The organism is Microbulbifer sp. SAOS-129_SWC, from assembly GCF_039696035.1.
Lineage (GTDB): Bacteria > Pseudomonadota > Gammaproteobacteria > Pseudomonadales > Cellvibrionaceae > Microbulbifer.
Genome location: NZ_CP155567.1, coordinates 694,304 through 721,087 on the forward strand (window position 1 = coordinate 694,304; position 26,784 = coordinate 721,087).

Genomic DNA, 26,784 nt, shown 5'->3' on the forward strand with positions numbered 1-26,784 from the left:
TATAATCCGGCTGTCAACTGTGCCAAAATTGCCCACCGCAAAATTACGACGACAAGCCGATTTCCATGATCCCTGTAATCCTCTGCGGCGGCACTGGCTCGCGCCTGTGGCCGCTGTCCCGCGAAGCGTATCCGAAACAGTTCCTGCCGCTGGCCGGCGAGCAGACGATGTTACAGGCCACTGCGCGGCGCCTCGACGGCCTGGCGCCGGTTGGCGGCGTTCCGGTGCAGGCGCCGATTCTGGTGTGCAACGAGGTGCACCGCTTCGCTGCGGCCGAGCAGCTGCAGGAAGTCGGCCGCGCGGCGCAGAAGATCCTGCTGGAGCCCAGCGCGCGCAACACGGCGCCGGCCATTGCGCTGGCGGCGCTGGCGGCGCTCGAGAATGCGGGTGAGGGCGACGCAGATCCGCTGTTGCTGGTGCTGCCGGCGGACCACGCGGTCGCCGATGTCGCCGCTTTCCAGCGCGCGCTGGCGCCGGCGGCGGAGCTGGCGGCCCTCGGGCACCTGGTGACTTTCGGCATCGTGCCCAGCTGCGCCGAGACCGGATACGGCTATATCCGCCGTGGCGAGGCGCTGGGCACCGGCGGCTGGAAGGTGGCCGAGTTCGTCGAGAAACCGGACGCGGAAACCGCCGCGCGCTATCTCGACAGTGGCGACTACAGCTGGAACAGCGGTATGTTCCTGTTCCGTGCCTCGCGCTACCTGGAAGAGCTGGGGCAGCATCGCGGCGATATTCTCGACGCCTGCCGCGCGGCCTTCGCCGGGGCCGCCGGCGACCTGGACTTCACCCGTGTCGATGCAGAGGCCTTCGCCGCCTGCGCCGAGGAATCGGTCGACTATGCGGTGATGGAGAAAACCGAGGCCGCTGCGGTGGTGCCGATGGAGGCGGGCTGGAGCGATGTCGGCTCCTGGTCGGCGCTGTGGGAGCTGGCGGACAAAGACGAGAACGACAATCTGCTGCACGGCGATGTGCTGGCGGAGTCGAGCGAGGGCTGCCTGGTGCGCGCCGACAGCCGCCTGGTGGGGCTCGTGGGGGTGCGCGACCTGGTGGTGGTGGATACCGATGACGCGGTGCTGATCGCCGACAAGGGGCGGGTGCAGGAGGTCAAGAAGCTGGTGCAGCGCCTGCAGGCCAGCGGCCGCAGCGAGGCCCGCAGCCACCGCAAGGTCTATCGCCCCTGGGGCTACTATGACTCCATCGACGCCGGGCCCCGCTTCCAGGTCAAGCGCATCGTGGTCAAGCCCGGGCAGCAGTTATCGCTGCAGATGCACCACCACCGCGCCGAGCACTGGATTGTCGTGCGCGGTACCGCCAAGGTGACCCGCGGCGACGAGCAGCTGCTGGTGACCGAGAACCAGTCCACCTACATCCCGCTGGGGGTGAAACACCGGCTGGAAAATCCGGGTGCCATTCCACTGGAACTCATCGAAGTGCAGTCGGGCAGTTATCTCGGTGAAGACGACATCGTGCGTTTCGACGACGATTACGGCAGATCCTAGCGCAAAACCCGCATTCGCGTGGGCGCGAGCGGCGCTGATACAATGCCCGCCCGTTAACGTTGTACCTGGGATCACCCTATGAACCCTATTGAACGTCGCGCCCTCGCGGGCCTCGCCTCTCTCTATGTGTTCCGTATGCTCGGCCTGTTTATGGTGTTGCCGGTGCTGACGGTGTACGGCAAAGACTACCAGCACAGCACGCCGGCACTGCTGGGCTTCGCCCTCGGCGCCTACGGCCTCAGCCAGGCGCTGCTGCAGATCCCGCTGGGCACCCTGTCTGACCGGATCGGCCGCAAACCGGTCATTTTCGTGGGGCTGGCCGTATTTGCCCTGGGCAGTGTGGTGGCCGCGATGACCGACTCCGTGTACGGCCTGATCGCGGGCCGTGTGCTGCAGGGCTGTGGCGCCATCGCGGCGGCCACCATGGCCCTGGTGGCGGACCTCACTCGCAACGAAAACCGTGGCAAGGCGATGGCGGTGATCGGCGCCTCCATCGGCGTGGCGTTTATGCTGGCGGTAATCATCGGTCCGGCACTGGCCGGTGCCGGAGGCCTGTCGGCGATCTTCTGGGTCACCGCGGCGCTGGCACTTGTGGGTATGTTGCTCGTGTGGCGCCTGGTGCCGACCCCCGCCCCGGGCGAGCGCCGCATCGGGGTGCGCCGTGGCAACTTCCGCCAGCTGCTGCAGAGCCCCGGAACCTGGAAACTGGTCTGCGGGGTATTCTTTGCCCACCTGTTGCTGACTTCACTGTTCGTACCGCTGCCGCTGCTGCTGGTGGACCGGCTCGGCCTGCCCAGTGCCGAGCACTGGCGCCTGTACGGCCCGCTGATGGCTGGCGCCTTTGTGGTAATGCTGCCGCTGATGCGTATGGCGGAGCGTCGCGGGCGCGTGTCCCAGGCGCTGGCGGTGGCGCTGGTCGGCCTCGGTGCGGGCAGTCTGGCGCTGCTGCCGGGATTCAGCGGTGCCGCCATGATTGCCCTGCTGGCGGTGTTCTTTATCGCCTTCAACCTGCTCGAGGCCCTGCTGCCGGCACAGCTGACCCGCACCGCGCCGCCCGAGGCGCGCGGCGCCGCCACCGGCCTCTACGCCACCCTGCAGTTCCTCGGCACCTTCGCCGGCGGCAGCCTCGGTGGTGACCTCTACGGTCACGGCGGGGCCAGCGCGGTGGCGGTGATGGGCTTTGTCGTGCTGCTGGTGTGGGCGCTGCTGTGGTGGCTGCTGCGCACCCCCTCCGCCGAGACGCAGGCCGGCTAAACGGATCGCGGCGCACTGGTCAAATTGACGTCTTAATAAGCAGCGGCGTCTGTTGTATGCTGCTGGACAAAATACACCGCCCATCCCCGGGCGGTGTAGTGCAACCCAGCATTCCCAACCCGCAGGCGCTCGCGTGCCGGGTTAATGTTCAGCAAATTTCAGATCACCGGCCCGGCTGACACCGGGCAGCAAGACACGACTAGGAGAAGGCCATGGCCCGGGGTATCAACAAAGTAATTCTGATCGGCAATCTGGGCGCAGACCCGGAAACCCGCTATATGCCCAGCGGCGGGGCGGTGACCAACGTCAACCTGGCGACCTCCGAGAGCTGGAAGGACAAGCAGACTGGCCAGCAGCAGGAGCGTACCGAATGGCACCGTGTGGTGTTCTTCAATCGCCTGGCGGAGATCGCCGGCGAGTACCTGCGCAAAGGCTCCAAAGTCTACATCGAGGGCTCCCTGCGCACGCGTAAATGGCAGGACAAGAACTCCGGCCAGGACCGCTACACCACCGAGATCGTCGCCAGCGAGATGCAGATGCTCGACGGCCGCGGTGACCAGGGCGGTTATGGTCAAGGAATGGGCGGCCAGGGCGGCTACGATCAGCAGCAGGGCGGTGGTTACGGCCAGCAGCAGGGCGGCGGCTTTGGCGGCCAGCAGGGCGGTCCGGACAGCTTCAATCAGGGCCGTTCCGCACCCTCGCCGATGGCGCCTTCCAACCAGCCCCAGCAGCCGGCGCAGCAGCCAGCACAGCAGCCAGCACAGCAGCCTAACCAGGCGCCGGCCGGCGGCTTCGACAATAGCTTCGACGACGACATCCCGTTCTAAGCCGCGCCCGCAACAGTGGCAGAGTTCAATACCGGCTACCGGCCGGACTCCGTCGCCGTCATCGGTGCCGGCAGTGTTATCGACGGCGCGCTGCACAAGCGCCTGCAGCGCGTGGGCTTCCGCGCGCAACTGCTGGGTGTCGACCAGCTCGATGAGCTGCGTCCCGACGCGATTGTGATCAACGCCAGTGCCTGCGCAGGCAGCGGGGCCATGGCTGAGGCGCTGCGCGCCTGCCGGGAGCTGGCGCAGAAGGACTGCCGCCTGCTGCACCTCTCCTCCTACCTGGTTTTCGCCGGCGGCGAGCGCAAGCGTTACGACGAGGAGGACGAGCCGGCTCCGATCAGCGAGGCGGGGTTGCAGTGGCTGGCCTGTGAGCAGGCGCTGCTCGATAGCGCCCAGCTGAGTGTGCTGCGCCTGGGCTGGATGGTCGACCGCAGCGAGGATGCGCTGCTCGGCCGTATCCTGCGCGGCCTGGTGGCACGCCAGCCGATCGCGCTGGACGACGTCAGCCGCGGCAGCCCGGTGCCCGTCGCCGACCTGACCCGGGTGGCGGTGGCGATGGCACAGCAGCTGGCCAGTGGCGCGCCGACCAGCGGCGTCTACCACTACGGCGCGGCGGACAGTTGCACCGCGCTGGAGTTTGCCCGTGAAGTAGTCGAGCGGGCCCAGTCGTTCTATGAGGACGATTTCACAGTGGACCTGGAAGCACTGCCGGAAGAAGAGGATCGCAGTACGGTACTGGCCTGCGACAAGCTGCGCGATGTGTTCGGCATCCAGCAACGCAGCTGGCGCCAGGGGCTGACCCGGCAGGTGGAGTTGTGGTTGGAGCGGTTGGAGGCGGAGCGTCAGGGCGGGGCTTAGGGCTTATTCCGCGGGTAATTTCTTTCGATTGGGCGAACCTTGTGTTCGCCCTTTTTCGTTACTGGTGCTTGGGATTGCTCTGCTCCGGCTTCAGTGGCGGTACACCCAGCATTTTACTTTCAATTTGAAGCGGATAACTTTGTAAGCACTTGTCGAATGGGCAAGCCTACAGGGAGGTATTAAGGTGGGGCGCCTAGCCCGTGTCCTGCATAAGGTCTCCGGCAGCAGGACTGCCACTGAGCCAGCTAAAACGCACACCACGAAAAAGGGCGAACACAAGGTTCGCCCTAAAAAGAGTTGCTTAGAGGTTCGCGTCAGCCGCGAATCATTTCCAGCAGCTCTTTGGTCTTGGCCTGCATCAGCGCCTCATCCCCACGGGACTCGACATTCAGGCGCACCACCGGCTCGGTGTTGGACATGCGCAGGTTGAAGCGCCAGTCGGCGAAGGCGACGCTGAGGCCGTCGACGTGTTCGACGTTGTCGGCGTCCGGGGCGTACTTTTCTTCCGCCTGCTTCAGCAGTGCCGCGGCGTCCGCTACTTTGGAATTGATCTCCCCGGAGCAGGGGAAAGCGGCCATGCGCTCGCCCACCAGCTGCGACAGGGTCTTGCCGCTGCGGCTGACCAGCTCTGCTACCAGCAGCCACGGGATCATGCCGCTGTCGCAGTAGGCGAAATCGCGGAAGTAGTGGTGGGCGCTCATTTCGCCACCGTAGATGGCGTCTTCCTTGCGCATGCGCTCTTTGATGAAGGCGTGCCCGGTCTTGCTCTCGATCGGTTCGCCGTGATTGGCGCGCACGATGTCCTGGGTGTTCCACACCAGGCGCGGGTCGTGTACTACCTTGCTGCCCGGGTGCTTGCGCAGGAAGGCCTCGGCCAGCAGGCCGACCACGTAGTAGCCTTCAATAAAGTTGCCGTGCTCGTCGAAAAAGAAGCAGCGGTCGAAGTCGCCGTCCCAGGCGATGCCGAAATCGGCGCCGCTGTCTTTGACCGCCTGGGCGGTGGAGGCGCGGTTTTCCGGCAGGATCGGGTTGGGAATACCGTTGGGGAAGTTGCCATCCGGCTCGTGGTGCACGCGTACAAATTCGAACGGCAATTGTGGGGCCAGCGCGTCGACTACCGCACCGGCGCCGCCGTTGCCGGCGTTGACGACTAATTTGAGCGGCTTCAGCTGTGCCGCGTCCACGTAGCCCAGCAGGTGCTGCACGAAGTCTTCGCGGTGGGCGTAACGGTGTAGCTCGCCACGGGTCTCCACCGGCGCGAAGTCATTTTCTTCCGCCAGGCGCTTGATATCCAGCAGGCCGGTGTCGCCGCTGATCGGGCGCGAGCCCTCGCGCACGAACTTCATGCCGTTGTAGTCCATCGGGTTGTGACTGGCGGTCACGCAGATGCCGCCGTCAGCCTTTTCCCCATCAAACAGACCGTGGAAAGTGGCGAAGTAGATTTCCTCGGTGCCGCACTCTCCAATATGGAATACATCGGCACCGGCGTCGCGCAGACCGTTGGCGAGTGCGTCGGTCAGCTCGCCGCTGGTCAGGCGGATATCGTGCCCCACCACCACGCGCTTGGCGCCCAGGAACTGGGCAAAGGCGCGGCCCACGCGGTAGGCGACATCGACGTTCAATTCGTCGGGAACGCGGCCACGCAGGTCGTAGGCCTTGAAACAGGTCAGCTCAGTCACGTCAGGCGTTCTCCAGTTCAGCTTGCTCGGGCAGGTAGACATTCTCGTAGACGAAGTTGGTGGCCTGGATAAAGCCGTCTACGGAACCGCAGTCGAAGCGGCGTCCCTTGAAGTTATAGGCGAGCACGCAGCCGCGTTGGGCCTGGGCCAGCAGGGCGTCAGTGATCTGTACCTCGCCGTTCTTGCCCGGCGGGGTTTCGCGGATCAGGTCGAAGATATCCGGGGTGAGAATATAGCGGCCGATGATAGCGAGGTTGCTGGGTGCGTCCTCGGCGGCCGGTTTCTCCACCATATCGGTGACCTGGTGCAGGCCCGGCTTGATCTCGTTGCCGGCGATGACACCGAACTTGTGGATTTTGTCTTCCGGCACTTCCTCTACCGCGACAATGCTGCAGCGGAACTGCTTGTACAGCTGCACCATCTGGCCCAGCACGCCGATGTCCTCGTTCAGGCACAGGTCATCCGCGAGCACCACGGCAAACGGCTCGTCGCCCACCAGGCGCTGTCCCTGCAGGATGGCGTCGCCGAGACCGCGCATCTCGCCCTGGCGGGTGTAGGAGAAGCTCGCGCGGTCGATAACGCGGCGCACGCTGTCGAGATATTTTTCCTTGCCGGTACCGGAAATCTGGTGTTCCAGCTCGAAGTTGGTGTCGAAGTGATCCTCGATCGCGCGCTTGCCGCGGCCGGTCACGAAGCCGATCTCGGTCAGCCCGGCCTCAATGGCTTCCTCGACCCCGTATTGCACCAGCGGTTTGTTCACCAGCGGCAGCATTTCCTTGGGCATGGCCTTGGTCGCGGGCAGGAAGCGGGTTCCATAGCCGGCTACCGGGAAAAGACATTTTCTAAGCATTTTTGTCCCCAAATATTGTTCTGTAGGCGCTCCCCCGCGCCGAATGCAGGAAGTTACCATAATTTCGTGACACCATTCACTTGCCGTAGTTCGGCACTTGGTGCCAACGCGGGCCCCGCAACAGGGGGAGCAACCTCTGTGCCAGATATAGTGCTGGCTGCCGGGAATGTGAGACCGCAGTCCCAGTTCGGGGTCACAAAAAGCCCTATGACTGACTGGACAAGCTATCCTCAGTCTTTAGAATGCCCGCTCTTGCAAAAACGCCCATCCTGTATGGCGTGAATACCCAAAATGGCGACAAAATGAGTAACTTCGTTCAGAAAAGCAGCTACGACAAAGAGGAGCTCCTGGCCTGCTCCCGCGGTGAGATGTTCGGACCGGGCAATGCCCAACTGCCGGCGCCCAACATGTTGATGCTCGATCGCATCACCCATGTGTCCAAAGATGGTGGTGAGTTCGGCAAGGGTGAACTGATTGCTGAGCTGGATATCCACCCCGACCTGTGGTTCTTCGACTGCCATTTCCCCGGCGATCCGGTCATGCCCGGATGCCTGGGGCTCGACGCCATGTGGCAGCTGCTGGGCTATTTCCTGGCCTGGAAAGGTAACCCGGGCCGCGGTCGTGCACTGGGTTGTGGTGAAGTGAAATTTACCGGCCAGATACTGCCAACTGCAAAGAAGGTTACCTACCATATTCAGATGAGTCGCCTGGTCGAGCGCAAGCTGGTGATGGGCATCGGTAACGGCACAGTTGCCGTGGATGGCCGTGAAATTTACAGTGCCAAGGATCTGCGTGTGGGCCTGTTCACCCGTACGGATAATTTCTGATCCGCGCCGCGGCGCCTTCTGATCCGGGCAGCGGGCTGCGAGCAGCTCCGCTGTCACCAAGTGCAAAACAATAACAAGTACACTGTCGAAAAGCTTTATTGGAGATCACTATGCGACGGGTAGTCGTTACCGGCATGGGCATTGTGTCCTGCATCGGCACCAACACCAAGGCGGTGACCGAATCCCTCAAGGCGGGCCGCAGCGGCATCCGCTTCCAGGAGGAGTACAAGGAGCTGGGCCTGCGCAGTCAGGTGGCCTGCCCCGTGGAGATCGATTTCAAGGAGCACATCGACCGCAAGCATCTGCGCTTTATGGGCGATTCTGCCGCCTACGCGTATATCTCGATGAAAGAAGCCATCGCCATGTCCGGTCTGGAGGAGAGTGATATCTCCAACCCGCGTACCGGCATCGTGATGGGCTCCGGCGGTACCTCCACCCGCGAGATCATCGAGGCCGCCCAGACCTTGAAAGAGAAGGGTGTGCGCCGCGTGGGCGCCTTCCGCGTGCCCCAGGTGATGGGCAGCACCGTATCCGCGTGTCTGGCAACCCCGTTCAAGATCAAGGGTATCAACTACAGCATCTCTTCTGCCTGCGCTACCAGTGCCCACTGTATCGGCAATGGCGCCGAGCAGATCCTGATGGGCAAGCAGGATATCGTGTTTGCCGGCGGTGGTGAGGAGCTGGCCTGGAGCCTGACTCACCTGTTCGATGCTATGGGCGCCCTGTCCTCCAAGTACAACGACACCCCGGAGCGCGCCTCGCGCCCCTATGACGCTGACCGCGACGGCTTCGTCATTGCCGGTGGCGGCGGCTGTCTGGTGCTGGAAGAGTACGAGCACGCGAAAGCCCGCGGTGCGACCATCTACGCCGAGCTGACCGGCTACGGCGCCACCTCCGACGGTTACGACATGGTGGCCCCGAGCGGCGAGGGCGCGGTGCGCTGCATGCAGCAGGCGCTGGCGGGCATGGATGGCAAGGGCCTCGAAGGCGGCGTGGATTACATCAACACCCACGGCACCTCCACCCCGGTGGGCGACGTGGCGGAGCTGAAAGCCCTGCGCGAAGTCTTCGGCGACAAGGTGCCGGCGTTTGCCTCCACCAAGTCCCTGACTGGCCACTCTCTCGGTGCCGCCGGCGTGCAGGAGGCGATCTACAGCCTGCTGATGATGCAGAACGGCTTTATCGCCGCCTCTGCCAACGTGGAAAACCGTGATGAAGCGGCGGAAGGCATGGACTTGGTGACCGAGCTGCGCGAGGCCGAGGTCAAGCGCGCCATGTCCAACAGCTTCGGCTTTGGCGGCACTAACGCGTGTCTGGTGTTCGATAAGATCTGATTCGAACTGAGCTGCTGGATCTGTGGGGCGGACCATTCGGTTCGCCCTTTTTCGTTTCTGGTGCCTGGAGGTTTGGTGCTGAGGTACTCTGTTCTGGCCCGGTAGCAGGGCGGCCACTGAGTTATCCGCAGCGCCTATAACGAAAGAGGGCGAACCGAATGGTTCGCCCTTACAAATGCCAGAAGCTGGGAGGTGATTTACACCGTCCGCTCCACCGCAAAGGTCGCCAGCTGCTGCAGCGCCGTCTTCTGCTCGCTATCGGCAAGGAATGCCAGCTGGTCCTTGGCGTCGTCCACCGCTGCCCGTGCGCGCTCCATGGTGTAATCGAGCGCGCCGCAGGCCTCGATCGCCTCGACGATTTCAGTCAGCTTGTCGGCACTGCGCTGTTCGATCGCCTCGCGCACCAGCGCTGCCTGCTCGGCAGTGCCGTTGGCCATGGTGTAGATCAGCGGCAGGGTTGGTTTGCCCTCGGCGAGGTCGTCGCCGACATTCTTGCCCAGCTCCTCGGCGTTGCCGCGGTAGTCCAGTGCGTCGTCCACCAGCTGGAAGGCCAGGCCGAGGCTGCGGCCGTAGAGTTTGAGGTGCTGGCGCTCGGCATCGCCGCAGCCCGCCAGTACCGCCGCGGTCTCACAGGCGGCCTCGAACAGGGCCCCGGTTTTCTTGTGGATAACGGTGAAATAGTTGTCCTCGCTCACCTGTGGGTCGCCGGCGTTGACCAGCTGCTGCACTTCCCCCTCGGCGATGGTGTTGGTGGTCTCCGACAGGATCGCCATGATGTCCATGTCCTGCAGCGCGACCATCATCTGGAAAGCGCGCGAGTAGAGGAAATCCCCCACCAGCACCGCCGGCGCGTTGCCCCACTTGGCGTTGGCGGTCAGGCGGCCGCGGCGGCGGTCGGAGGTGTCCACCACATCGTCGTGGAGCAGCGTAGCGGTGTGGATAAATTCGATGATTGCGGCCAGGTCGATATGGTCGGCGTCGCGATAGCCCGCCGCGCGGGCGCACAGCAGTACCAGCAGCGGGCGCAGGCGCTTGCCGCCGGCCTCGACCAGATAGTGGCCGATGTTCTCGACCAGCGGAACATCCGAGTGCAATTGGTCGAGGATGCGCTGGTTGACGGCGGCAAAGTCGTCGGCGGCGACCCGGTGGAAAGGCAGCATGCAAGGGTTCCTTATACTTCTTTACTAGGGGTGTTCCTGGGCTTGATCAGGGCCGCCCCGGCAGAGCCGGGCAGCGGAGCGGCGCTATTGTATCAAGCCCGCGAATTGATTAGAATCTGCGCCCCGCTTTGGCTGGCTCTTCGCCGGCCAGGGGATATGGTTTTTAACAACACGGCGCAAGCTCCCGAAATGCGGAGCAGTGACCCACCGGTTCTGCCGGGTTCCGGGTTCCTCCCGCTGCTTCGTGTCGTCCATCTCGGAGCATAGAGATATGTACGCTGTTATCGAAAGCGGTGGCAAACAGCACCGCGTAGAAGAGGGCGAAGTTCTTCGCCTGGAAAAACTGGAAGTCGCTACTGGCGAATCCATCGATTTTGACAAGGTGCTGATGGTTGTCGACGGCGACAAGATCAACATCGGTGCCCCGGTCGTAGACGGCGCTAAAGTGACTGCCGAAGTGGTCAGCCATGGCCGCGGCGAGAAGGTGCGAATCATCAAGTTCCGCCGCCGCAAGCACTCCATGAAGCGCCAGGGCCACCGTCAGTGGTTCACCGAAGTTAAAATCACTGGCATCAAGGCATAAGCAGAGGAGTAACGACTCATGGCACACAAGAAAGCTGGCGGTAGTACGCGCAACGGGCGCGATTCCGAAAGTAAACGCCTGGGCGTGAAGCGCTTTGGCGGCCAGGCTGTTCTGGCAGGCAACATCATCGTGCGTCAGCGCGGCACCAAGTTCCACGCCGGCGTCAACGTTGGTATGGGCAAGGACCACACCCTGTTCGCAACCGCGGATGGCGTCGTGAAGTTCGAAGTGAAAGGCCCCAACAACCGCAAGTTTGTTTCTATCGAAACTGCGTAAGCGATTGTTCTGACCTTTTCGAAAAGCCCCGCTCACAGCGGGGCTTTTTCGTTGTGTAGCGGCCACAGGCCGCTGACTATAACCTCACGGTTTACACTCGTTTAGAGAGAAGCAACCGCCGCGGCGGTGGAGATAGCATGAAATTTGTCGATGAGGCCCCCATCTACGTGCAGGCCGGCAAGGGCGGCAACGGCTGCCTGAGCTTTCGCCGGGAAAAATTTGTCGAGAGGGGCGGCCCGGACGGCGGTGACGGCGGCGACGGCGGTTCCGTGTACCTGGAGGCGGACGAGTCCCTGAACACCCTGGTGGACTACCGCTACCAGCCCCGCTATGCCGCCGAGAGCGGTCAGCAGGGGCGCGGTCGCAACTGCACCGGTGCCAAGGGGGCCGATCTGGTGCTGAAGGTGCCGGTGGGCACCACCGTGATCGACGTCGACACCGGTGAGACCCTCGGCGATATGACCGAGGCCGGCGAGCGCCTGATGGTCGCCCAGGGCGGCTGGCACGGCCTCGGCAATACCCGCTTCAAGTCCAGCACCAACCGCGCCCCGCGCCAGACCACCAATGGCACCGAGGGCGATGCGCGCAACCTCAAGCTGGAGCTGAAGGTGCTGGCGGACGTCGGCATGCTGGGCCTGCCGAACGCCGGCAAATCCACCTTTATCCGCGCCGTCTCCGCGGCCAAGCCGAAAGTGGCGAATTATCCGTTTACCACCCTGGTGCCGAATCTGGGGGTGGTACAGGTGCAGCGGCACCGCAGTTTCGTCATCGCCGATATTCCCGGCCTGATCGAGGGCGCCGCCGAGGGCGCCGGCCTGGGAATCCGCTTCCTCAAGCACCTGACCCGCTGCCGCGTGCTGCTGCATCTGGTGGACCTGGCGCCGTTCGACGGCACCGATCCGGTCGACAACGCGCGCGCGATCGAGCGCGAGCTGGCGGCATTCAGTCCCACTCTGGCCGGGCGCGAGCGCTGGCTGGTGCTGAACAAGACCGACCTGGTGCCGGCGGGTGAACTGGACGCGCGCTGCGACGCCATCGTCGAGGCGCTGGGCTGGGACGGGCCGGTGTTCCGGGTCGCCGCCATCCGTGGTGAGGGCACCGAGCAGTTGTCCGGTCGCCTGATGGACTACCTCGAGCAGCGTCGCGAGGACGAGGCGGCGGATGCGGAGCTGGCAGAGGCGGAACTCGAGTCCCAGCGGCAGATGCAGCGCGAGGCCCGCAGCCGTATCGACGAGCTGCGCGAAGCCCAGCGCGCCAAGCGCCGCGGCGCCAGCGCGGACGATGAGGACGAAGATTGGGACGACGACGATCACGACGTCGATATAGAATACCGGCCCTAACCAGTAGTTGCGGTGGCCCCTGTGGCCGCATCGCCAGACTGCTGAAGACAAGCGCCCGGGCAGAGGTATGGCCCGGCTTTCATGCCCCGCCGCAGGGGCCTTCCAGGGGAGGGAGTCAGTGCAAGCTCGGCAACAGTTGGCCGCCAGCCGGCGCTGGGTAATCAAGATCGGCAGCGCCCTGCTGACCGACAATGGTCGCGGCGTCAATCGCGCCGCCATCTTCAATTGGGTGGAACAGATTGCCGCCCTGCGCAGCCGCGGTATCGAGGTACTGCTGGTCTCGTCCGGGGCCGTTGCCGCCGGTATGGACCGGCTCGGCTGGCGCCGCCGGCCGGAATCCGTGCACCAGTTGCAGGCCGCCGCTGCCGTGGGGCAGAGCCACCTGGTACAGGTGTACGAGCACGCCTTCGGCCAGTTCGACTGCCGCACCGCGCAGATCCTGCTCGACCACGACGACCTGTCTAATCGCACCCGCTACCTGAATGCGCGCAGCACCCTGCGCACGCTGCTGTCTCTCGGCGCCATGCCGATCATCAACGAGAACGACACCGTCGTCACCGACGAGATCCGCTTCGGTGACAACGACAGCCTGGCGGCGCTGGTGGCGAACCTGGTGGAGGCGGACGCGCTGCTGATTCTGACCGATGCCGACGGCCTGTTTACCCAGGATCCGCGCGACAACCCCGATGCCGAACTGATCTCCGAGGGCGCCGCCACCGATCCGGCGCTGCTGGCCATGGCCGGCGGCTCGCGCAGCGGGCTCGGCCGCGGCGGCATGAGCACCAAGGTGCGCGCCGCGCAACTGGCCGCGCGCTCCGGTGCCAGCACGGTGATTGCCGGCGGTGCGCAGCGCGAGGTGATCGAGCGCGTCTGCCGCGGCGAACCGCTGGGCACGCTGCTGCTGCCGGACGCGGACCCGCTCACCGCGCGCAAGCGCTGGCTGGCCGGACAGCTACAGGTGCGTGGCGCGCTGGTATTGGATGCGGGTGCCGAGGCGGCCCTGCGCAGCGCTGGCAAGAGCCTGCTGGCGGTGGGGGTCACGGCGGTGGAGGGACGTTTCCGCCGCGGTGAGCTGGTGTCGTGTCGCAACGCCGCCGGCGATGAAATAGCGCGCGGCCTGGTCAACTACGACAGCACCGAGGCGGCGCGGATTCTCGGCCGGCCCTCGGAAAAATTTGTTGAGCTGCTGGGCTACCGCGATGACGACGAGCTGATCCACCGCGACAACCTGATCCTGCTGTAGCTCGTTGAGTGCGCAAAACTGCCGCCTCCAGGGAGGAAATCGATGATTGCGGTTGGCGATTGGCTGGTGTTCGTCGGCGCGGCGCTGCTGATGGTGCTGACGCCGGGTCCGAACATGATTTACCTGGTGTCCCGATCCATCTGTCAGGGCAGGGCCGGTGGGTTCATCTCGTTGCTTGGGGTGGTGGCGGGATTCCTGGTGCATATGTTCGCCGCCGCCGCGGGCCTGGCGGCGCTGCTGCTCGCGATACCGCTGGCCTACGAGCTGCTGAAATACGCGGGGGCTGCCTACCTGCTGTGGCTTGCCTGGCAGGCGCTGCGCCCCGGTGCCCGCTCCCCGTTCGATCCGCAGCCGCTGTCGCCGGATTCGCCGCTGCGACTCTTTTTCATGGGGTTTCTGACCAATCTGCTCAACCCGAAGATTGCGGTGTTTTACCTGTCGATACTCCCGCAGTTTATCGATACTGCGCGGGGTTCAGTGTTTGCGCAGGGCCTGCTGCTCGGCGCGACCCAGATCGCGGTCAGCTTTGTGGTCAATCTGCTGATCGTGCTGTTCGCCGCGGGTATCTCGCGCTGGTTTGCGCGCAGGCCCTTGTGGCTGGGGGTGCAGCGCTATGTGATGGGGTTTGTGTTGGCGGGGCTGGCCGTGCGGCTGGCTGCGGAGCAGAGGCGCACCTGAGCTGCAGGGCACCGGAATGGTCTCTATGGATCGGTATAAAAGAAAAAGCCCCGCTGGTGCGGGGCTTTTTTGTATTCGCGCGAGGCGTCTACTTGAGTCGCTGACGCTTAGGCTGCCAGAGCTTTGATCTGCGCGTTCAGGCGGCTCTTATGACGGGCGGCTTTATTCTTGTGAATAATGCCTTTGTCCGCCATGCGGTCGATGACCGGTACCGCTTCCGCGTAGGCAGTCTTGGCTTTTTCCGCGTCACCTGCATCGATGGCCGCAACTACCTTTTTGATGTAGGTGCGCACCATGGAGCGCAGGCTGGCGTTGTGGTTGCGGCGCTTGTCGTTCTGGCGCGCGCGCTTCTTCGCTTGAGGTGAGTTGGCCACCGGTTGCTCCTGTCTGGAATCTGTAAAATCGCTAAATCTTCCGGGCCCGGGGCCCGATTGGGACGCGACATTATCGCCACAGTTGGTTGTTTGTCAACCATTGTGGGGTGCACTTCATGCCGGAAGTTCGAGAGTGAACACCACGCCTGAATCATCCTCCCGGTTAGCGGCGCTCAACTGGCCGCCGTGGAAGTCGGCGATCAGCCGCGCGATATGTAGCCCGAGCCCCAGGTGGCCGGCCTTGCCGCCGTCGTCGCGCACCGAGACCAGTGAGTCAAACAGCTTGTGGGCGAAGCCCTGCGGCAGCGGTGGGCCGTCGTTTTCCACTTCCAGCCGGTAACCGTCGCGGGTGCGGCTGGCGCGCAGCTGTATCTCGCTGCCATCGGGGGCGAAGCTACAGGCGTTATCTACCAGTTTATCGAGCAGCTGCGCCAGCAGCTCCGGCGCGCTGTGCGCCGGCAGCGGGCCGTCCGGCTTGTGCAGCGTGAAGCGGTACTGCGGCTGTGCGTCGGCGTAGCTCTGCGTCAGCACGTCGAGCAGGTCGGCCAGGTCAAAATCTTCGGTTTCAGAGTGCTGGATGCTGGCTTCCAGGTGGCTGGCGGCGGCAAGGCTGTTGAGAATACCGGAGAGCCGCGCGCTGCCTTCCATCGCCCGTTCGGCGTAGCGGCGCCCGTGTTCGTCCAGTTCGCCGGCGGTCAGGTTGTCGAGCGACGAGCGCACTACCGCCAGCGGGGTGCGCAGCTCATGCGACAGCTTGCTGGCCAGGGTGCGCAGGTACTGGTGGTACTGGTCCAGCTCCCCGAGCAAACTGGCGAAGGCCCGGTTCAATGCGCCCAGCTCGTCATTCGTACGCGCGCGGGGGAAATTGCCGCGCAGCCGGCCGCTGGCATCCACGGCATTGCCTGCGGCGCGGTGCAGGCGGCGGATGCGCCAGGACAGCCAGCTGGCGTAGCCGAGCAGCGCTAGCAGGGCGGCACCGGCGGCGACGCAGCTGATCAGCCACAGGCGGTGAGCCGCGGATTCGGTCAGCGACTGCACCGCAGCGCCCGACTGCAGTGCCACCACCCGGCCCAGCAGCGGCCGCTCGACGATGTCGTCGGCGCGGGTGATCACCGGCACGCTGGCGGCGCCGATGCGGTCGCCGCCAGCGGTGCCAAACCACTGCTGCACCGGGGTGTGATTATCGGTCACGGTGCCCGGTAGCCCCTGCTGTGGCATTTCCGGCAGCGCGGTGCGGTCCAGCAGGCGGCGGTAGAACCAGTCCCGCAGCCAGTGGCGGGGTGGCGCATCCATGTTTTCGGGAGTTTCTGTGTGGCCGCTGCTGGCGAGCAGGAAGCCCTCGCTGTCCACGACGGCCAGGCGCAGGTGCGGCCGCGCGAAATGTTCGAGTTCCGCCTGCAGCGCCGGCAGCGGTTCGATCAGGGCGCCGGGGCGGCCGTCGGCGGGCAGGGTGGTGGCGCGGCGATCGGGCGGGCCGCCGTTGCTCACGCTGCGGTCGCTGACGGTGATGGCCATGGCGCCCCCGCTGAGGGCGAACGGCAGCGCCAGTTCTAGCTGGTAGCCACGATTGGAGGCGGTCCAGCGGCCGCGCAGGCGCAGCTCGCGCTCGTCGACGCCGCGACGGTCGTTGTGCCACAGCGCACGGGCGGGGCCCTGGCCGGTCAGGGGCAGGGTGTAGTGGCGGCCGCCGGTATAGATTTCGACCGAATCGCCGCTGGCCAGCAGGCCGGTGCGCGGATCCTGGTAAGTCGGGGTGGTATCGGCCACGGTCAGCAGCAGGTAGATGCGGTCACCGCTGCGGCCGAGGGTGACGCGGGCCAGCGGCTTGCCGCTGGCATCGTTGAGCAGTTGCGGCGCCAGCTGCCAGGGGCGCCAGTCGCTGCCGTAGCCGTCCAGCAGCGGCGCCTGTGGCAGCGGATTCAGGTACAGCTGGGCGCCGGGCTGGCGGCCCAGCCGCGCTGCTTCCGGCGCGATCAGCCGGGGCGCGCTGGCCAGCCGCGCAGCCACGGCGCTGGCAGTGGCCTTCAGGGCCTGCATCTGCCCCTGGGCCAGGGCGCTGTCTACCTGGCGCAGGTACTGCACACCGGCCCAGGGCAGGGCCAGGGCGACCAGGCTGACGATCAGAAGCTGGCGGCGGAGATTCATGGTCGTGTTCTACAGATTCGGGGCCGGTAGGGCGCACCCCATCCGACCAGCGCCGACTCCCGGCATTCGTCTACACCTGCCACCGGTAACCCATGCCATAGGCGGTACCGATGGCGTCGAAGTCGCTGTCGGCGGCCTGGAACTTGCGGCGGATGCGTTTGACGTGGGAGGTGATGGTGTTGTCGTCGAGCACCACCCGCGCGGCTTCCATCAGCTGGGTGCGGGACTTCACGTGTCCGGGCCGCCTGACCAACGCGTGCACTATCCAGAATTCGGTGACTGTGAGGTCGATACGCTCGCCGTTCCAGTGGCAGTGCAGGCGCGAGAGGTCGAGTTCCAGTGGCCCCTGGGTCAGGGTCTCCGCTTCGTCGCTCTGGTCGCGCAGCACGCTGACGCGGCGCAGCAGCGCGTTGATCCGTGCCTGCATATGCGGCAGGGAGATGTCCTTGGTCAGGTAGTCGTCGGCGCCGAGGCGCAGGCCGGAAATGATGTCCAGCTCGGAGTCGCGCGCGGTCAGGAACAGGATCGGCAGGATTGGCGCCATGGCGCGCAGCTCGCGGCACAGTTCGAAACCGCCTTCCACTTCCGCGCCGAGGCCGACGTCAATGACTGCCAGGTCCGGCAGGCGCTGGCGGAATGCCTCCAGCGCGCCGGGGCGGTCACTGTACAGGTTGACGTTGTAGCCGCTGCGGCGCAGGGCATCGCGGTAGTTTTCGGCAATGGCGCGTTCGTCTTCGACGATGGCGATGGTGGCACTCATCAGTGTCCCCGGTGGTTTTTTATGCTGGCGTGAAATCATGCCTTATTCGCGGGTGGGTGGCGAGTCGTGTTGAGCGGTGCTCGAGTCCGGGTGGCAAAAAAACGGGCGCCGGGCGCCCGCAACTACAGCAAGTACAACAGGGTTCGCACAGAGGGGCCAAACCGGGCGCTTGCACTGCGACGCTTTGTTCCCGGTTTGGCGACCCGCCAGGGGGCGGGTCGGGGGTAAATCAAGGCTTTCTGTCGGCGCGGATAGGGACCCGGATTTGTGGTCCGGTGATACCTGTCGGTTCCGCTGTAGGTGCCCGCTTGCTCAACAGCCTGTTCGGCAATCGTTTCTCAAGCGGGCCCCGGCGTCGGGGTTCCCCTGAGGCGACTCAGAAGGTACCGGCCATGGATTCCGGCAGGCTGAAGTGGATATCCACGCGGCGCTCGAGGGCGTAGGCGTCGGCATCGCCGCGGGTGGCCTTGGAGTAGGTAGCGCCAAGGGCGCGGCGGCTGATGCGAGTCGCGTCGACGCCGTACTCCTCCAGCGCGTGTTCGACACTGAGGGCGCGCTGGTCGGACAGTACATTGTTGTAGCCGTCGCTGCCGCGGGGATCGGCGCGGCCCTCGAGCTGCACCTGCAGGCGTGGGTGGCGGTTGAGGAAATCTGCCAGCGCAGCCAGCTGGGCCCGCTGGCCGTCTTGCAGCTGGTCGTCACCGGTGGTGAACATCAGCTGGAACTGCAGGGTGTCGAGGGCGAGTTCATTCGCATCGTTGGCCGACAGGCGCGTTGAATCCAGTTGTTGTGCCAGGTTGCCCAGTTCGGTGCGGCTCTCGGCCAGTTGTGATGCCAGCATATCTGCCTCTTCTGCGTGTTTGATCTGCTCGCCCAGCCAGGCGCCGCCCAGGGCTCCGGCGATAAAACCGACCGGTCCACCCACTGCGGCGCCTGCCACAGCGGCACCGGTAAAGACGGTGGCCTGCTTGGCCGGGGTCAGTTTCGATCCTTGAAACTCGGAATTGGTTTCAGAAGCCTGGACGCCGGTGGTGATCAGGGAGCCCAGAGTTACAGCCATCAGTACTTTTTTCATGTTCTTTCTCCTTGCGGTTTTCATTTCGCTTCTCGGGTGGGCCAACTCTGTGTTCCGGCCCGGTCGAGAGTTATTAAAAAACTGCAAGGAGGCACTGGCGTGGCGCCAGTGGGGCGAATCCGCGCCCAATTGTGGCGAAATCTGGCAGCCAGCTTCGCGTGCCCGCTGGGGACTAGCGGTGCTGGCGGCGGTAGCGACGATCGCGCGGGGTGTCTATGCGCACCCGCACGCGCTGCGGGCGGGGGCCCAGAGCTACTGCGACCGTTAGCAGAAGTGCCAGCGCCAGAGCGATAATCAGTGCGTTAATGGTCATCCTTTGTCTCCTCGTGCCGCCATTCCCTTGGGGCACACCACAATCTCAACTTGAGTATAGTTTCAGCCTGGCGATGCGGCAGGGACGATTACTCTGCGTGGTACCGGGTACCGGGTACCGGGTACCGCGCTGGGGCCGGGAATTGCGGTAGACTTGCCGGCCATCAGCCCCTATCCACAGCTTTAGGAGTCGCAAGTTGTCGCAGTCGCCGGTGCACGAGAAACAACCGCAGGAAAAGTCCGGGGCCGCCGGCCTGCTGCGCGGCAGCACCGTTGTCGGCGGGGCGACCATGCTGTCGCGGGTGGCGGGACTGGCGCGCGATATGGTGCTGGCGCGCTTCGCCGGTGCCGGCGACGCCGCCGACGCCTTCTTCGTGGCCTTCAAGATACCCAATTTCTTTCGTCGCCTGTTCGCCGAGGGCGCTTTCTCCCAGGCGTTTGTACCGGTGCTGGCGGAATACCGGCAGAAGGGCGGCGTGGCCGCGGCGCGGGCGCTGAATGACCGGGTGGCCGGGGCGCTGGGCGGCACACTGCTGCTGGTGACACTGATCGGGGTGCTCTGCGCGCCGCTGGTGGCGGGACTGTTCGCGTTCGGTTGGTGGTGGGGCGGCGAGGCGCAGAAGTTTGCGCTGGCGACCGAACTGCTGCGCATCACCTTTCCCTACCTGATGCTGATTTCCCTGGCCGGTTTCTCCGGGGCCATCCTCAACAGTTTCGACCGTTTTGCGATACCGGCGCTGACTCCGGTACTGCTCAATCTGGTGCTGATCGCGGCGGCGCTGCTGGGGGGGCGCTGGTTCGAGCCGCCGATCGCCGCGCTGGCCTGGGGCGTGCTCGCCGCCGGGGTCGCGCAATTGTTGTTTCAGTTGCCGTTCCTCGCGCGTCACGGGCTATTGCCGCGACCGCGCTGGGACTGGCACTACCCGGGGGTACGCAAGATTCTGCGCCTGATGGGACCGGCGATCTTCGGTGTCTCGGTGACCCAGATCAGCCTGGTGCTGGACACGGTGCTGGCCTCGTTCCTGCCGTCCGGCAGTGTGTCCTGGCTGTACTTCTCCGATCGCCTGACCGAACTGCCGCTGGGGGTGTTCGGTGTGGCGGTGGCCACGGTGATTCTGCCCAACCTGTCGCGCCAGCACGCCGACGGCGATCCGCGCCGCTTTCGCCACACTCTGGACTGGGCGCTGCGCAGTGTGACCCTGATCTCGCTGCCGGCCGCGGTGGCATTGATGGTGCTGGCGGAGCCACTGCTGACCACGCTGTTTCAGTACGGACGCATGGAGCCGCGGGATATGGCCATGTCTGCCTGGTCACTGCGGGCCTACTCCATCGGTCTGCTGTCCTTCATGCTGATCAAGGTGCTGGCGCCGGGTTACTTCGCCCGCCAGGACACCTATACGCCGGTGCGCTTCGGGCTGATCGCGATCAGCGCCAAGATGCTGTTGAGCCTGGTGTTTGTGATCCCGCTCAATCATTACCTGCGACTCGGCCATATGGGGCTGGCGCTGGCGACGGCGTGCCAGGCGGCGATCAACGCCTGGCTGCTGTACCGCGGCTTGCGTCGCGATGATGTGTACCTCCCGGAGGCCGGCTGGGGCGCGTATCTGCTGCGCCTGGCGCTCGCCTGTGCGGCGATGGTGGCCGTACTGGTGCTGGGTCTGCATTACTGGCCCGAGTGGGACCAGTGGCTCTGGTGGCAGCGCTGTTGGCGCATGGGAGTCCTGGTCGCCGCCGGCGGTGGGGCCTTTGGCCTGGCGCTGCTGGCCCTGGGGCTGCGCCCGCGCCATTTTCGCGCCACCAGCTGACGCGGCGTGACCGGGGCGCGACTGGCGGTTTTCCACCACTGACCGCCAACCCCGAATCCGCTATACTGCGGCGCTCGATTTTGTGAGGATGGGAAGGCCGCCGTGGTCCAACAGCGCGACCCTAGTTGCGAACACAGACGCGAACTGATTCGCGGCTTGCACAACCTGCGCCCGCGGCACCGCGGCTGCGTGGCGACCATCGGGTCATTCGACGGCGTGCACCTGGGGCACCAGGCGATTGTTGCCCAGTTGCGCCAGCGGGCCCGGGAGCGGAATCTGCCCGCGGTGGCGATTATCTTCGAGCCCCAGCCCCACGAGTACTTCTCCGGTGAGAAGGCGCCGGCTCGATTGATGCGCTTCAAGGAGAAGGTGCTGGCGCTGTTCGCTGCCGGCATCGATCGGGTGCTGTGCCTGCAGTTCAATGAGACGCTGCGCAGCCTGGATGCAGAGGCATTTATTCAGCGCATACTGGTGGATGGACTCGGCATCGAGCACCTGGTGGTGGGCGACGACTTCCGCTTCGGCTGCGATCGCAGCGGTGACTACCGGTCGCTGCAGCGTATCGGCGCCGAGGCCGGCTTTACCGTCGAGGATACCGCGACGGTGGAAATCGATGGCGAGCGGGTCAGCAGCACGCGCATCCGCGCGGCGCTGGAAGCCGGGAATTTTGCCCTGGCGGAGACCCTGCTCGGCAAGCCGTACCGTATTACCGGGCGGGTGGCGCCGGGGCGTGCGCTGGGACGCCAGCTGGGCGCGCCGACGGCCAATGTACGCCTGCACCGCTACCGCTCGCCATTGGTGGGTGTGTACACGGTGCGCACCAGTGCCACCGACGGCAGCGAGCTGGCGCCGGGCCGCAAGGTGATCGACGGCGTGGCCAATGTGGGCTTTCGCCCCACCGTGGAAGGTGCCGGGGCGCAGCCATTACTGGAGGTGAACCTGTTCGATTTCAGTGGCGATCTCTACGGCCGCGAACTGGCGGTGGAGTTCTGCCACAAGCTGCGCGACGAGGAGAAATTCGACTCGCTGGAAATTCTCAAGGCGCGCATCGCGCAGGATATCGAGGATGCCAGGGCCTGGTTTGCCCGGCAGCCCTGAGCGGGGCGCGTACCGCCCCCCGACCGACAACCCAATTTTTTAGTCTAGAGCTGAAGTAGACACCCAATGACCGATTACAAAGCGACCCTGAATCTGCCCCACACCGAGTTTCCCATGCGCGGCAACCTGCCGCAGCGGGAGCCGGCGATTCTGAAAAAATGGCAGGACGGAAAGCTCTATGAACAGATCCGCGCGGCGCGCGCCGGTCGCGAGCAGTTTATCCTGCACGACGGCCCGCCCTATGCGAATGGCGATATCCATATCGGTCACTCGGTCAACAAGATCCTCAAGGACATCATCGTCAAGTCGAAGACCCTGAGCGGTTTCGACGCCCCCTACGTGCCCGGCTGGGACTGCCACGGTCTGCCGATCGAGCATCGTGTCGAAAAGAAAATCGGCAAGGCCGGGGTCAAGGTGGACCACAAGACCTTCCGCCAGAAGTGCCGCGATTACGCTGCCAAACAGGTCGAGGGACAGAAAAAAGATTTCATCCGCCTGGGCGTGTTCGGCGAGTGGGACAACCCTTACCGCACCATGGATTTCCAGTTCGAGGGCGACATCATCCGCGCGCTCGGGCGCATTGTGCAGAACGGCCACCTGGCGCGCGGCTTCAAGCCGGTGTACTGGAGTGTCGTGGGCGGCTCGGCGCTGGCCGAGGCGGAAGTGGAGTACCAGGACAAGACCTCTTTCTCCATCGACGTCTGCTACCCGGTAACCGAGGAAACCGCGCTGGCGATCGCCGACGCCGCCGGCGGCCACGCCGGCGACGGCCCGCTGTCGGTGGTGATCTGGACCACCACGCCCTGGACGCTGCCGTCGTCCCAGGCGGTCTCTGTCAATGCGGAGCTGGAATATGTGGTCGTGCAGACCGGTGACAAGCGCATCCTGGTCGCCGAGGAGTTGAAAGACGCGGTGCTCGCCCGCGCCGGTATCGAGGGCGAGGTCGTCGGCCATATCCGTGGCGCGGCGCTGGAGCACATGAAGATCCACCACCCGTTCTACGACAAGGAATTGTCGATCATTCTCGGTGATCACGTCACTACCGACGCCGGTACCGGCTGCGTACACACCGCGCCCGATCACGGCCCGGACGATTTTCTGGTGGGCAAGAAGTACGGTATCGAAACGCTGAATTACGTCGACGACAATGGCGTCTACCGCGACAGCGTGCCGGTTTTTGCCGGTGAGCACGTGTACAAGGTGGACGACAAGATCGTCGCGTTACTGGAAGAGAAAGGCGTGCTGTTACACCAGGACAAACTGGTGCACAGCTACCCGCACTGCTGGCGCACCAAGACGCCGCTGATCTACCGCGCCACGCCGCAGTGGTTTATCAGCATGCAGCAGAACGACCTGCTCGACCACGCGCAGAAGGCGGCCGATGCCGTGCAGTGGATTCCCGGCTGGGGCAAGGCGCGTATCGATTCGATGCTCGACGCCAGCCCGGACTGGTGTATTTCCCGCCAGCGCACCTGGGGTGTGCCCATCGCGTTGTTTGTGCACAAAGAGACCCACGAGATTCACCCGGATACCCCGGCGCTGATGGACAAAGTGGCGGCAAAGGTCGACGCCGGCGGCATGGACGTGTGGTTCGATCTCGATCCGGCCGAGCTGCTCGGCGATGATGCCGAGCACTACCAGAAGGTCACCGACACTTTGGATGTGTGGTTCGATTCGGGTGTGACCCACTACGCCGTGCTGGAGCGCCGCGACGACCTGCGTTTCCCGGCCGACCTGTATCTGGAGGGCTCCGACCAGCACCGCGGCTGGTTCCAGTCGTCGCTGAAGACCTCCATCGCGATCAACGACTGCGCGCCCTACAAGCAGGTGCTGACCCACGGCTTCACCGTGGATGCGCAGGGTCGCAAGATGTCCAAGTCGATCGGCAATACCGTGGCGCCGCAGGATGTGATTAACAAACTGGGCGCGGACGTGCTGCGCCTGTGGGTGGCGGCCACCGACTTCAGCGGCGAGATGGCGGTGTCCGACGAGATCCTCAAGCGCACTGCGGACTCCTACCGCCGCCTGCGCAATACCGCGCGTTTCTTCCTGTCCAACCTGGCCGGTTTCGATCCGGCCACCGACCTGCTGCCGGACGACCAACTGCTGGCACTGGACCGCTGGGCGCTGGACAAGGCCGCGCGCCTGCAGGACGAAATCATCGCTGCCTACGACAACTATCAGTTCCACCAGATCTACCAGAAGCTGCACAACTTCTGCGTGGTGGAAATGGGCGGTTTCTACCTGGATATCATCAAGGATCGCCAGTACACCACCAAGGGTGACAGCATCGCGCGCCGCTCCGCGCAGACGGCGCTGTACCATATCGTGCACGCCTTCACCCGCTGGGTGGCGCCGATCCTGAGCTTTACTGCCGACGAGTTGTGGCAGTCCATCCCCGGTGACAAGGCTGAAACCATCTTTATCGAAGAGTGGTACCCGCTGCCGAAACTGCCCGCCGATGCGGACAAGGGCGCGGACTACTGGGCGGCGATCGCGCAGGTGAAAACCGCGGTCAACAAGGTGCTCGAAGAGCAGCGCGGCGCCGGTAATATCGGCGGTTCGTTGCAGGCGGCAGTGACCCTGTTCGCCGACGAGGACCTGCAGGAAAAACTGCTCGAACTCGCCGACGAGCTGCGTTTCGTGCTGATCTGTTCGTCCACTTCGGTACAGCGACTCAGCGATGCGGCCGGTGCCGAGGCCACCGAACTGCCGGGCTTGAAAGTCTCCGTCAGCAAGGTGGATCACCCGAAATGCGCGCGCTGCTGGCACTACCGCGCCGATGTCGGCGCCGATCCCGCACACCCGGATATCTGTTCCCGCTGTGTGGAAAATATCAGCGGCGCCGGCGAGGAAAGACACTATGCCTGATCAAGGCCCCAAGTCGGGCGGACTCACCGTGTTCGCCCACCCCTGGCGCTGGTACTGGCTGGCACTGCTGACCATCGGTGCGGATATCGTCACCAAGGTGTGGGCAGTCTCCCAGTTCCGCTACGGTCCGCCGCTGCAGATTATTCCGGGGTTTCTGCAATTTACCTACGCCGAAAACACCGGCGCCGCCTTCAGTTTCCTCGCCGACGCGGGCGGTTGGCAGCGCTGGCTGTTCGGCCTGATTGCACTGGGGTTCAGCGCACTGGTCAGCGTGTGGCTGTGGCGCCTGCCGGCGCACAAACGCTGGGAGCCCTTCGCACTGGCGCTGGTGCTTGGCGGTGCCCTGGGCAATTTGTGGGACCGGGTGGAGCTGGGTTATGTGCGGGATTTTATTTCCGTCTACTACGGCAGCTGGAGCTTCCCGGTCTTCAACGTGGCGGATATGGCGATCAGTATCGGTGCCGCCATGCTGGTGATTGAATTGCTTTTTTTTACCGAAAAGAGCGGTAAAGACGGCGACAAAGACAACGACGCGAAGAAGAGCGCAGAAGTTTAAATGGCGAATAACGTAATTGGCGAACACAGCCATGTCACCCTGCATTTCAGCCTGCAGCTGGAGGACGGCACTGAGGTGGATTCCACCTTTAAAAGTGATCCGGCGTCCTTTACCGTGGGTGACGGCAGCTTGTTGCCGGGCTTCGAGAGGGCCCTGTTTGGCCTCGAAGCCGGCGACGAGGCGGAAATCGAGATCCCGCCAGAGGCGGGTTTTGGCCAGCGCAATCCATCGAATATCCAGAAGGTGCGCCGCGATCACTTTGCGCCGGATATCAAGCTGGAGCCGGGGCTGGTGGTCTCCTTCGACAACGGCGGCGGCGAACTGCCGGGCGTGGTTCAGGAAGTCGGCGATGACGAAGTTACCGTGGATTTTAATCACCCGCTGGCCGGGCAGACGCTCAACTTTCACGTGAAAATCATTGAAGTGGCATCGGTGAACTAATGACTGCAATCCGCCTCGCCAATCCCCGCGGTTTCTGCGCCGGCGTGGACCGCGCAATCGATATCGTCAACCGCGCCCTGGATGTGTTCGGTGCGCCCATCTATGTGCGTCACGAGGTCGTGCACAACAAGTTTGTGGTCGACAGCCTGCGCGAGCGCGGCGCGGTGTTCGTGGACGAGTTGTGCGAAGTGCCGGACGACGTGATCGTGATCTTTAGCGCACACGGTGTCTCCAAGGCAGTGCAGCAAGAGGCGGCCGAGCGCGGCCTGAAAGTCTTCGATGCCACCTGCCCGCTGGTGACCAAGGTGCATATGGAGGTGAGCAAGTTCAGTACCGAGGGCTCCGAGTGCATCCTGATCGGCCACGCTGGGCACCCGGAAGTGGAGGGCACCATGGGTCAGTACGAGCGCAATGCCGGTGGTGCTATCTACTTGGTCGAAGATGAGCAGGATGTGCATAAGCTGCAGGTGCAGGATGAAAACAACCTGGCTTTCGTCACCCAGACCACATTATCCATGGATGACACTGCGCGGGTCATCGACGCCCTGCGCGCGCGCTTCCCGCAGATTCGCGGGCCGCGCAAGGACGATATCTGTTACGCGACCCAGAACCGCCAGGACGCGGTCAAGCAGCTGGCGCTGGAGTGCGACCTGGTACTGGTGGTGGGCAGCCCCAACAGCTCCAATTCCAACCGCCTGCGCGAGCTGGCCGAACGCTGCGGTGCCACGGCCAAGCTGATCGATGGCGCCACGGATATCGATTCCACCTGGCTTGCGGGCAAGCGTTCCATCGGTATTACCGCCGGTGCCTCGGCTCCCGAAGTGCTGGTGCGCGAAGTGATCGAGCGCCTGCAGCAGCTCGGTGCCGAACTGCCCGAGGAACTGGCCGGTGCCGAGGAAAATATCCGCTTTTCGCTGCCGAAAGAACTGCGCTGAA

25 protein-coding genes are annotated in these 26,784 nt (G+C 64.4%); 17 read left to right on the forward strand and 8 right to left on the reverse strand.

What is annotated here, in order from left to right; genetic code table 11:
• Nucleotides 1-65 precede the first annotated feature (65 nt).
• The 4 genes from ABDK11_RS02945 (at nt 66) to ABDK11_RS02960 (ending at nt 4,441) form a co-directional block, all read left to right on the forward strand.
• Complete coding sequence (locus tag ABDK11_RS02945; RefSeq protein ID WP_346838817.1) at nt 66-1,499, forward strand: mannose-1-phosphate guanylyltransferase/mannose-6-phosphate isomerase; 1,434 nt, start codon at nt 66-68, stop codon at nt 1,497-1,499.
• A gap of 78 nt (nt 1,500-1,577) precedes the next feature.
• The gene (locus ABDK11_RS02950; RefSeq protein ID WP_346838818.1) at nt 1,578-2,753 is read left to right on the forward strand and encodes an MFS transporter; all 1,176 of its coding nucleotides are present in this window, start codon (nt 1,578-1,580) and stop codon (nt 2,751-2,753) included.
• A gap of 212 nt (nt 2,754-2,965) precedes the next feature.
• Entirely contained in the window at nt 2,966-3,580 is a 615-nt protein-coding gene (ssb, locus tag ABDK11_RS02955; RefSeq protein WP_346838819.1) for a single-stranded DNA-binding protein, read from the forward strand.
• A gap of 15 nt (nt 3,581-3,595) precedes the next feature.
• Nucleotides 3,596-4,441: a sugar nucleotide-binding protein gene (locus ABDK11_RS02960; protein ID WP_346838820.1), complete on the forward strand. Its 846-nt coding sequence runs from the start codon at nt 3,596-3,598 to the stop codon at nt 4,439-4,441.
• A 314-nt stretch (nt 4,442-4,755) separates the two neighbouring features.
• Here ABDK11_RS02960 and ABDK11_RS02965 read toward each other — a convergent pair whose 3' ends face one another.
• A complete protein-coding gene (locus ABDK11_RS02965; protein WP_346838821.1) occupies nt 4,756-6,120 on the reverse strand; it encodes a phosphomannomutase in 1,365 nt (454 codons plus the stop codon).
• A 1-nt stretch (nt 6,121) separates the two neighbouring features.
• Nucleotides 6,122-6,970, reverse strand: coding sequence for a UTP--glucose-1-phosphate uridylyltransferase GalU (galU, locus tag ABDK11_RS02970; protein ID WP_346838822.1), 849 nt, complete (start codon nt 6,968-6,970; stop codon nt 6,122-6,124).
• 302 nt (nt 6,971-7,272) lie between these two features.
• On the opposite strand from galU, the gene fabA reads away from it, so the two are divergent.
• Both fabA and fabB read left to right on the forward strand, forming a co-directional pair.
• Nucleotides 7,273-7,797 carry a 3-hydroxyacyl-[acyl-carrier-protein] dehydratase FabA gene (gene fabA, locus ABDK11_RS02975; protein WP_346838823.1) on the forward strand — a complete coding sequence of 175 codons (525 nt, stop codon included), beginning with the start codon at nt 7,273-7,275 and terminating at the stop codon, nt 7,795-7,797.
• Nucleotides 7,798-7,907: 110 nt separating this feature from the next.
• Entirely contained in the window at nt 7,908-9,131 is a 1,224-nt protein-coding gene (gene fabB / locus ABDK11_RS02980) for a beta-ketoacyl-ACP synthase I (protein ID WP_346838824.1), read from the forward strand.
• A 197-nt stretch (nt 9,132-9,328) separates the two neighbouring features.
• Here fabB and ABDK11_RS02985 read toward each other — a convergent pair whose 3' ends face one another.
• A complete protein-coding gene (locus ABDK11_RS02985) occupies nt 9,329-10,291 on the reverse strand; it encodes a polyprenyl synthetase family protein (RefSeq protein ID WP_346838825.1) in 963 nt (320 codons plus the stop codon).
• 271 nt (nt 10,292-10,562) lie between these two features.
• Here ABDK11_RS02985 and rplU point away from each other — a divergent pair, with 271 nt between their 5' ends.
• From rplU to ABDK11_RS03010, 5 genes are all read left to right on the forward strand, one after another.
• On the forward strand, nt 10,563-10,874 hold the full coding sequence (rplU, locus tag ABDK11_RS02990; RefSeq protein ID WP_346838826.1) for a 50S ribosomal protein L21: 312 nt from the start codon (nt 10,563-10,565) through the stop codon (nt 10,872-10,874).
• Nucleotides 10,875-10,892: 18 nt separating this feature from the next.
• Nucleotides 10,893-11,150 (forward strand): 50S ribosomal protein L27, encoded by a 258-nt coding sequence (rpmA, locus tag ABDK11_RS02995; RefSeq protein ID WP_193194771.1) that lies wholly within the window; start codon nt 10,893-10,895, stop codon nt 11,148-11,150.
• A gap of 137 nt (nt 11,151-11,287) precedes the next feature.
• On the forward strand, nt 11,288-12,490 hold the full coding sequence (gene cgtA, locus ABDK11_RS03000) for an Obg family GTPase CgtA (RefSeq protein WP_346838827.1): 1,203 nt from the start codon (nt 11,288-11,290) through the stop codon (nt 12,488-12,490).
• A 118-nt stretch (nt 12,491-12,608) separates the two neighbouring features.
• Nucleotides 12,609-13,733 carry a glutamate 5-kinase gene (gene proB, locus ABDK11_RS03005; RefSeq protein WP_346838828.1) on the forward strand — a complete coding sequence of 375 codons (1,125 nt, stop codon included), beginning with the start codon at nt 12,609-12,611 and terminating at the stop codon, nt 13,731-13,733.
• 42 nt (nt 13,734-13,775) lie between these two features.
• Complete coding sequence (locus tag ABDK11_RS03010) at nt 13,776-14,411, forward strand: LysE family translocator (protein WP_346838829.1); 636 nt, start codon at nt 13,776-13,778, stop codon at nt 14,409-14,411.
• A 107-nt stretch (nt 14,412-14,518) separates the two neighbouring features.
• Here ABDK11_RS03010 and rpsT read toward each other — a convergent pair whose 3' ends face one another.
• The 5 genes from rpsT to ABDK11_RS03035 form a co-directional block, all read right to left on the reverse strand.
• Nucleotides 14,519-14,785, reverse strand: a complete 267-nt coding sequence (gene rpsT / locus ABDK11_RS03015) for a 30S ribosomal protein S20 (protein ID WP_091517007.1) — start codon at nt 14,783-14,785, stop codon at nt 14,519-14,521.
• Between the two features lie 114 nt (nt 14,786-14,899).
• A complete protein-coding gene (locus ABDK11_RS03020; RefSeq protein WP_346838830.1) occupies nt 14,900-16,930 on the reverse strand; it encodes an ATP-binding protein in 2,031 nt (676 codons plus the stop codon).
• Between the two features lie 70 nt (nt 16,931-17,000).
• The gene (gene pdsR / locus ABDK11_RS03025; protein ID WP_346838831.1) at nt 17,001-17,690 is read right to left on the reverse strand and encodes a proteobacterial dedicated sortase system response regulator; all 690 of its coding nucleotides are present in this window, start codon (nt 17,688-17,690) and stop codon (nt 17,001-17,003) included.
• Between the two features lie 376 nt (nt 17,691-18,066).
• Nucleotides 18,067-18,765 carry an OmpA family protein gene (locus ABDK11_RS03030; protein ID WP_346838832.1) on the reverse strand — a complete coding sequence of 233 codons (699 nt, stop codon included), beginning with the start codon at nt 18,763-18,765 and terminating at the stop codon, nt 18,067-18,069.
• A gap of 172 nt (nt 18,766-18,937) precedes the next feature.
• On the reverse strand, nt 18,938-19,078 hold the full coding sequence (locus ABDK11_RS03035; RefSeq protein WP_346838833.1) for a hypothetical protein: 141 nt from the start codon (nt 19,076-19,078) through the stop codon (nt 18,938-18,940).
• Between the two features lie 196 nt (nt 19,079-19,274).
• On the opposite strand from ABDK11_RS03035, the gene murJ reads away from it, so the two are divergent.
• The 6 genes from murJ (at nt 19,275) to ispH (ending at nt 26,783) form a co-directional block, all read left to right on the forward strand.
• Nucleotides 19,275-20,882 (forward strand): murein biosynthesis integral membrane protein MurJ, encoded by a 1,608-nt coding sequence (gene murJ, locus ABDK11_RS03040; RefSeq protein ID WP_346838834.1) that lies wholly within the window; start codon nt 19,275-19,277, stop codon nt 20,880-20,882.
• 102 nt (nt 20,883-20,984) lie between these two features.
• Nucleotides 20,985-21,980, forward strand: a complete 996-nt coding sequence (gene ribF / locus ABDK11_RS03045) for a bifunctional riboflavin kinase/FAD synthetase (RefSeq protein ID WP_346838835.1) — start codon at nt 20,985-20,987, stop codon at nt 21,978-21,980.
• 66 nt (nt 21,981-22,046) lie between these two features.
• Nucleotides 22,047-24,851 carry an isoleucine--tRNA ligase gene (ileS, locus tag ABDK11_RS03050; RefSeq protein ID WP_346838836.1) on the forward strand — a complete coding sequence of 935 codons (2,805 nt, stop codon included), beginning with the start codon at nt 22,047-22,049 and terminating at the stop codon, nt 24,849-24,851.
• The gene (gene lspA / locus ABDK11_RS03055) at nt 24,844-25,407 is read left to right on the forward strand and encodes a signal peptidase II (RefSeq protein WP_346838837.1); all 564 of its coding nucleotides are present in this window, start codon (nt 24,844-24,846) and stop codon (nt 25,405-25,407) included. Before ileS ends, lspA begins: the two co-directional genes overlap by 8 nt.
• On the forward strand, nt 25,408-25,848 hold the full coding sequence (locus ABDK11_RS03060) for a peptidylprolyl isomerase (protein ID WP_346838838.1): 441 nt from the start codon (nt 25,408-25,410) through the stop codon (nt 25,846-25,848).
• The gene (ispH, locus tag ABDK11_RS03065; protein ID WP_346838839.1) at nt 25,848-26,783 is read left to right on the forward strand and encodes a 4-hydroxy-3-methylbut-2-enyl diphosphate reductase; all 936 of its coding nucleotides are present in this window, start codon (nt 25,848-25,850) and stop codon (nt 26,781-26,783) included. The genes ABDK11_RS03060 and ispH overlap by 1 nt, the downstream gene beginning before the upstream one ends.
• Nucleotide 26,784: the final 1 nt, after the last annotated feature.

Excerpts from the sequence above, each read along its gene's own strand:
- ssb (WP_346838819.1), top strand. The coding sequence starts at position 2,966 with ATGGCCCGGGGTATCAACAAAGTAATTCTGATCGGCAATCTGGGCGCA.
- fabB (WP_346838824.1), top strand. The coding sequence starts at position 7,908 with ATGCGACGGGTAGTCGTTACCGGCATGGGCATTGTGTCCTGCATCGGC.
- rplU (WP_346838826.1), top strand. The coding sequence starts at position 10,563 with ATGTACGCTGTTATCGAAAGCGGTGGCAAACAGCACCGCGTAGAAGAG.
- ABDK11_RS03010 (WP_346838829.1), top strand. The coding sequence starts at position 13,776 with ATGATTGCGGTTGGCGATTGGCTGGTGTTCGTCGGCGCGGCGCTGCTG.
- ABDK11_RS03020 (WP_346838830.1), bottom strand. The coding sequence starts at position 16,930 with ATGAATCTCCGCCGCCAGCTTCTGATCGTCAGCCTGGTCGCCCTGGCC.
- ABDK11_RS02945 (WP_346838817.1), top strand. The coding sequence starts at position 66 with ATGATCCCTGTAATCCTCTGCGGCGGCACTGGCTCGCGCCTGTGGCCG.
- lspA (WP_346838837.1), top strand. The coding sequence starts at position 24,844 with ATGCCTGATCAAGGCCCCAAGTCGGGCGGACTCACCGTGTTCGCCCAC.
- ABDK11_RS02985 (WP_346838825.1), bottom strand. The coding sequence starts at position 10,291 with ATGCTGCCTTTCCACCGGGTCGCCGCCGACGACTTTGCCGCCGTCAAC.
- ABDK11_RS03060 (WP_346838838.1), top strand. The coding sequence starts at position 25,408 with ATGGCGAATAACGTAATTGGCGAACACAGCCATGTCACCCTGCATTTC.
- rpmA (WP_193194771.1), top strand. The coding sequence starts at position 10,893 with ATGGCACACAAGAAAGCTGGCGGTAGTACGCGCAACGGGCGCGATTCC.
- ABDK11_RS03035 (WP_346838833.1), bottom strand. The coding sequence starts at position 19,078 with ATGACCATTAACGCACTGATTATCGCTCTGGCGCTGGCACTTCTGCTA.
- cgtA (WP_346838827.1), top strand. The coding sequence starts at position 11,288 with ATGAAATTTGTCGATGAGGCCCCCATCTACGTGCAGGCCGGCAAGGGC.
- ileS (WP_346838836.1), top strand. The coding sequence starts at position 22,047 with ATGACCGATTACAAAGCGACCCTGAATCTGCCCCACACCGAGTTTCCC.
- galU (WP_346838822.1), bottom strand. The coding sequence starts at position 6,970 with ATGCTTAGAAAATGTCTTTTCCCGGTAGCCGGCTATGGAACCCGCTTC.
- ispH (WP_346838839.1), top strand. The coding sequence starts at position 25,848 with ATGACTGCAATCCGCCTCGCCAATCCCCGCGGTTTCTGCGCCGGCGTG.
- ABDK11_RS03030 (WP_346838832.1), bottom strand. The coding sequence starts at position 18,765 with ATGAAAAAAGTACTGATGGCTGTAACTCTGGGCTCCCTGATCACCACC.
- ABDK11_RS02950 (WP_346838818.1), top strand. The coding sequence starts at position 1,578 with ATGAACCCTATTGAACGTCGCGCCCTCGCGGGCCTCGCCTCTCTCTAT.
- pdsR (WP_346838831.1), bottom strand. The coding sequence starts at position 17,690 with ATGAGTGCCACCATCGCCATCGTCGAAGACGAACGCGCCATTGCCGAA.
- fabA (WP_346838823.1), top strand. The coding sequence starts at position 7,273 with ATGAGTAACTTCGTTCAGAAAAGCAGCTACGACAAAGAGGAGCTCCTG.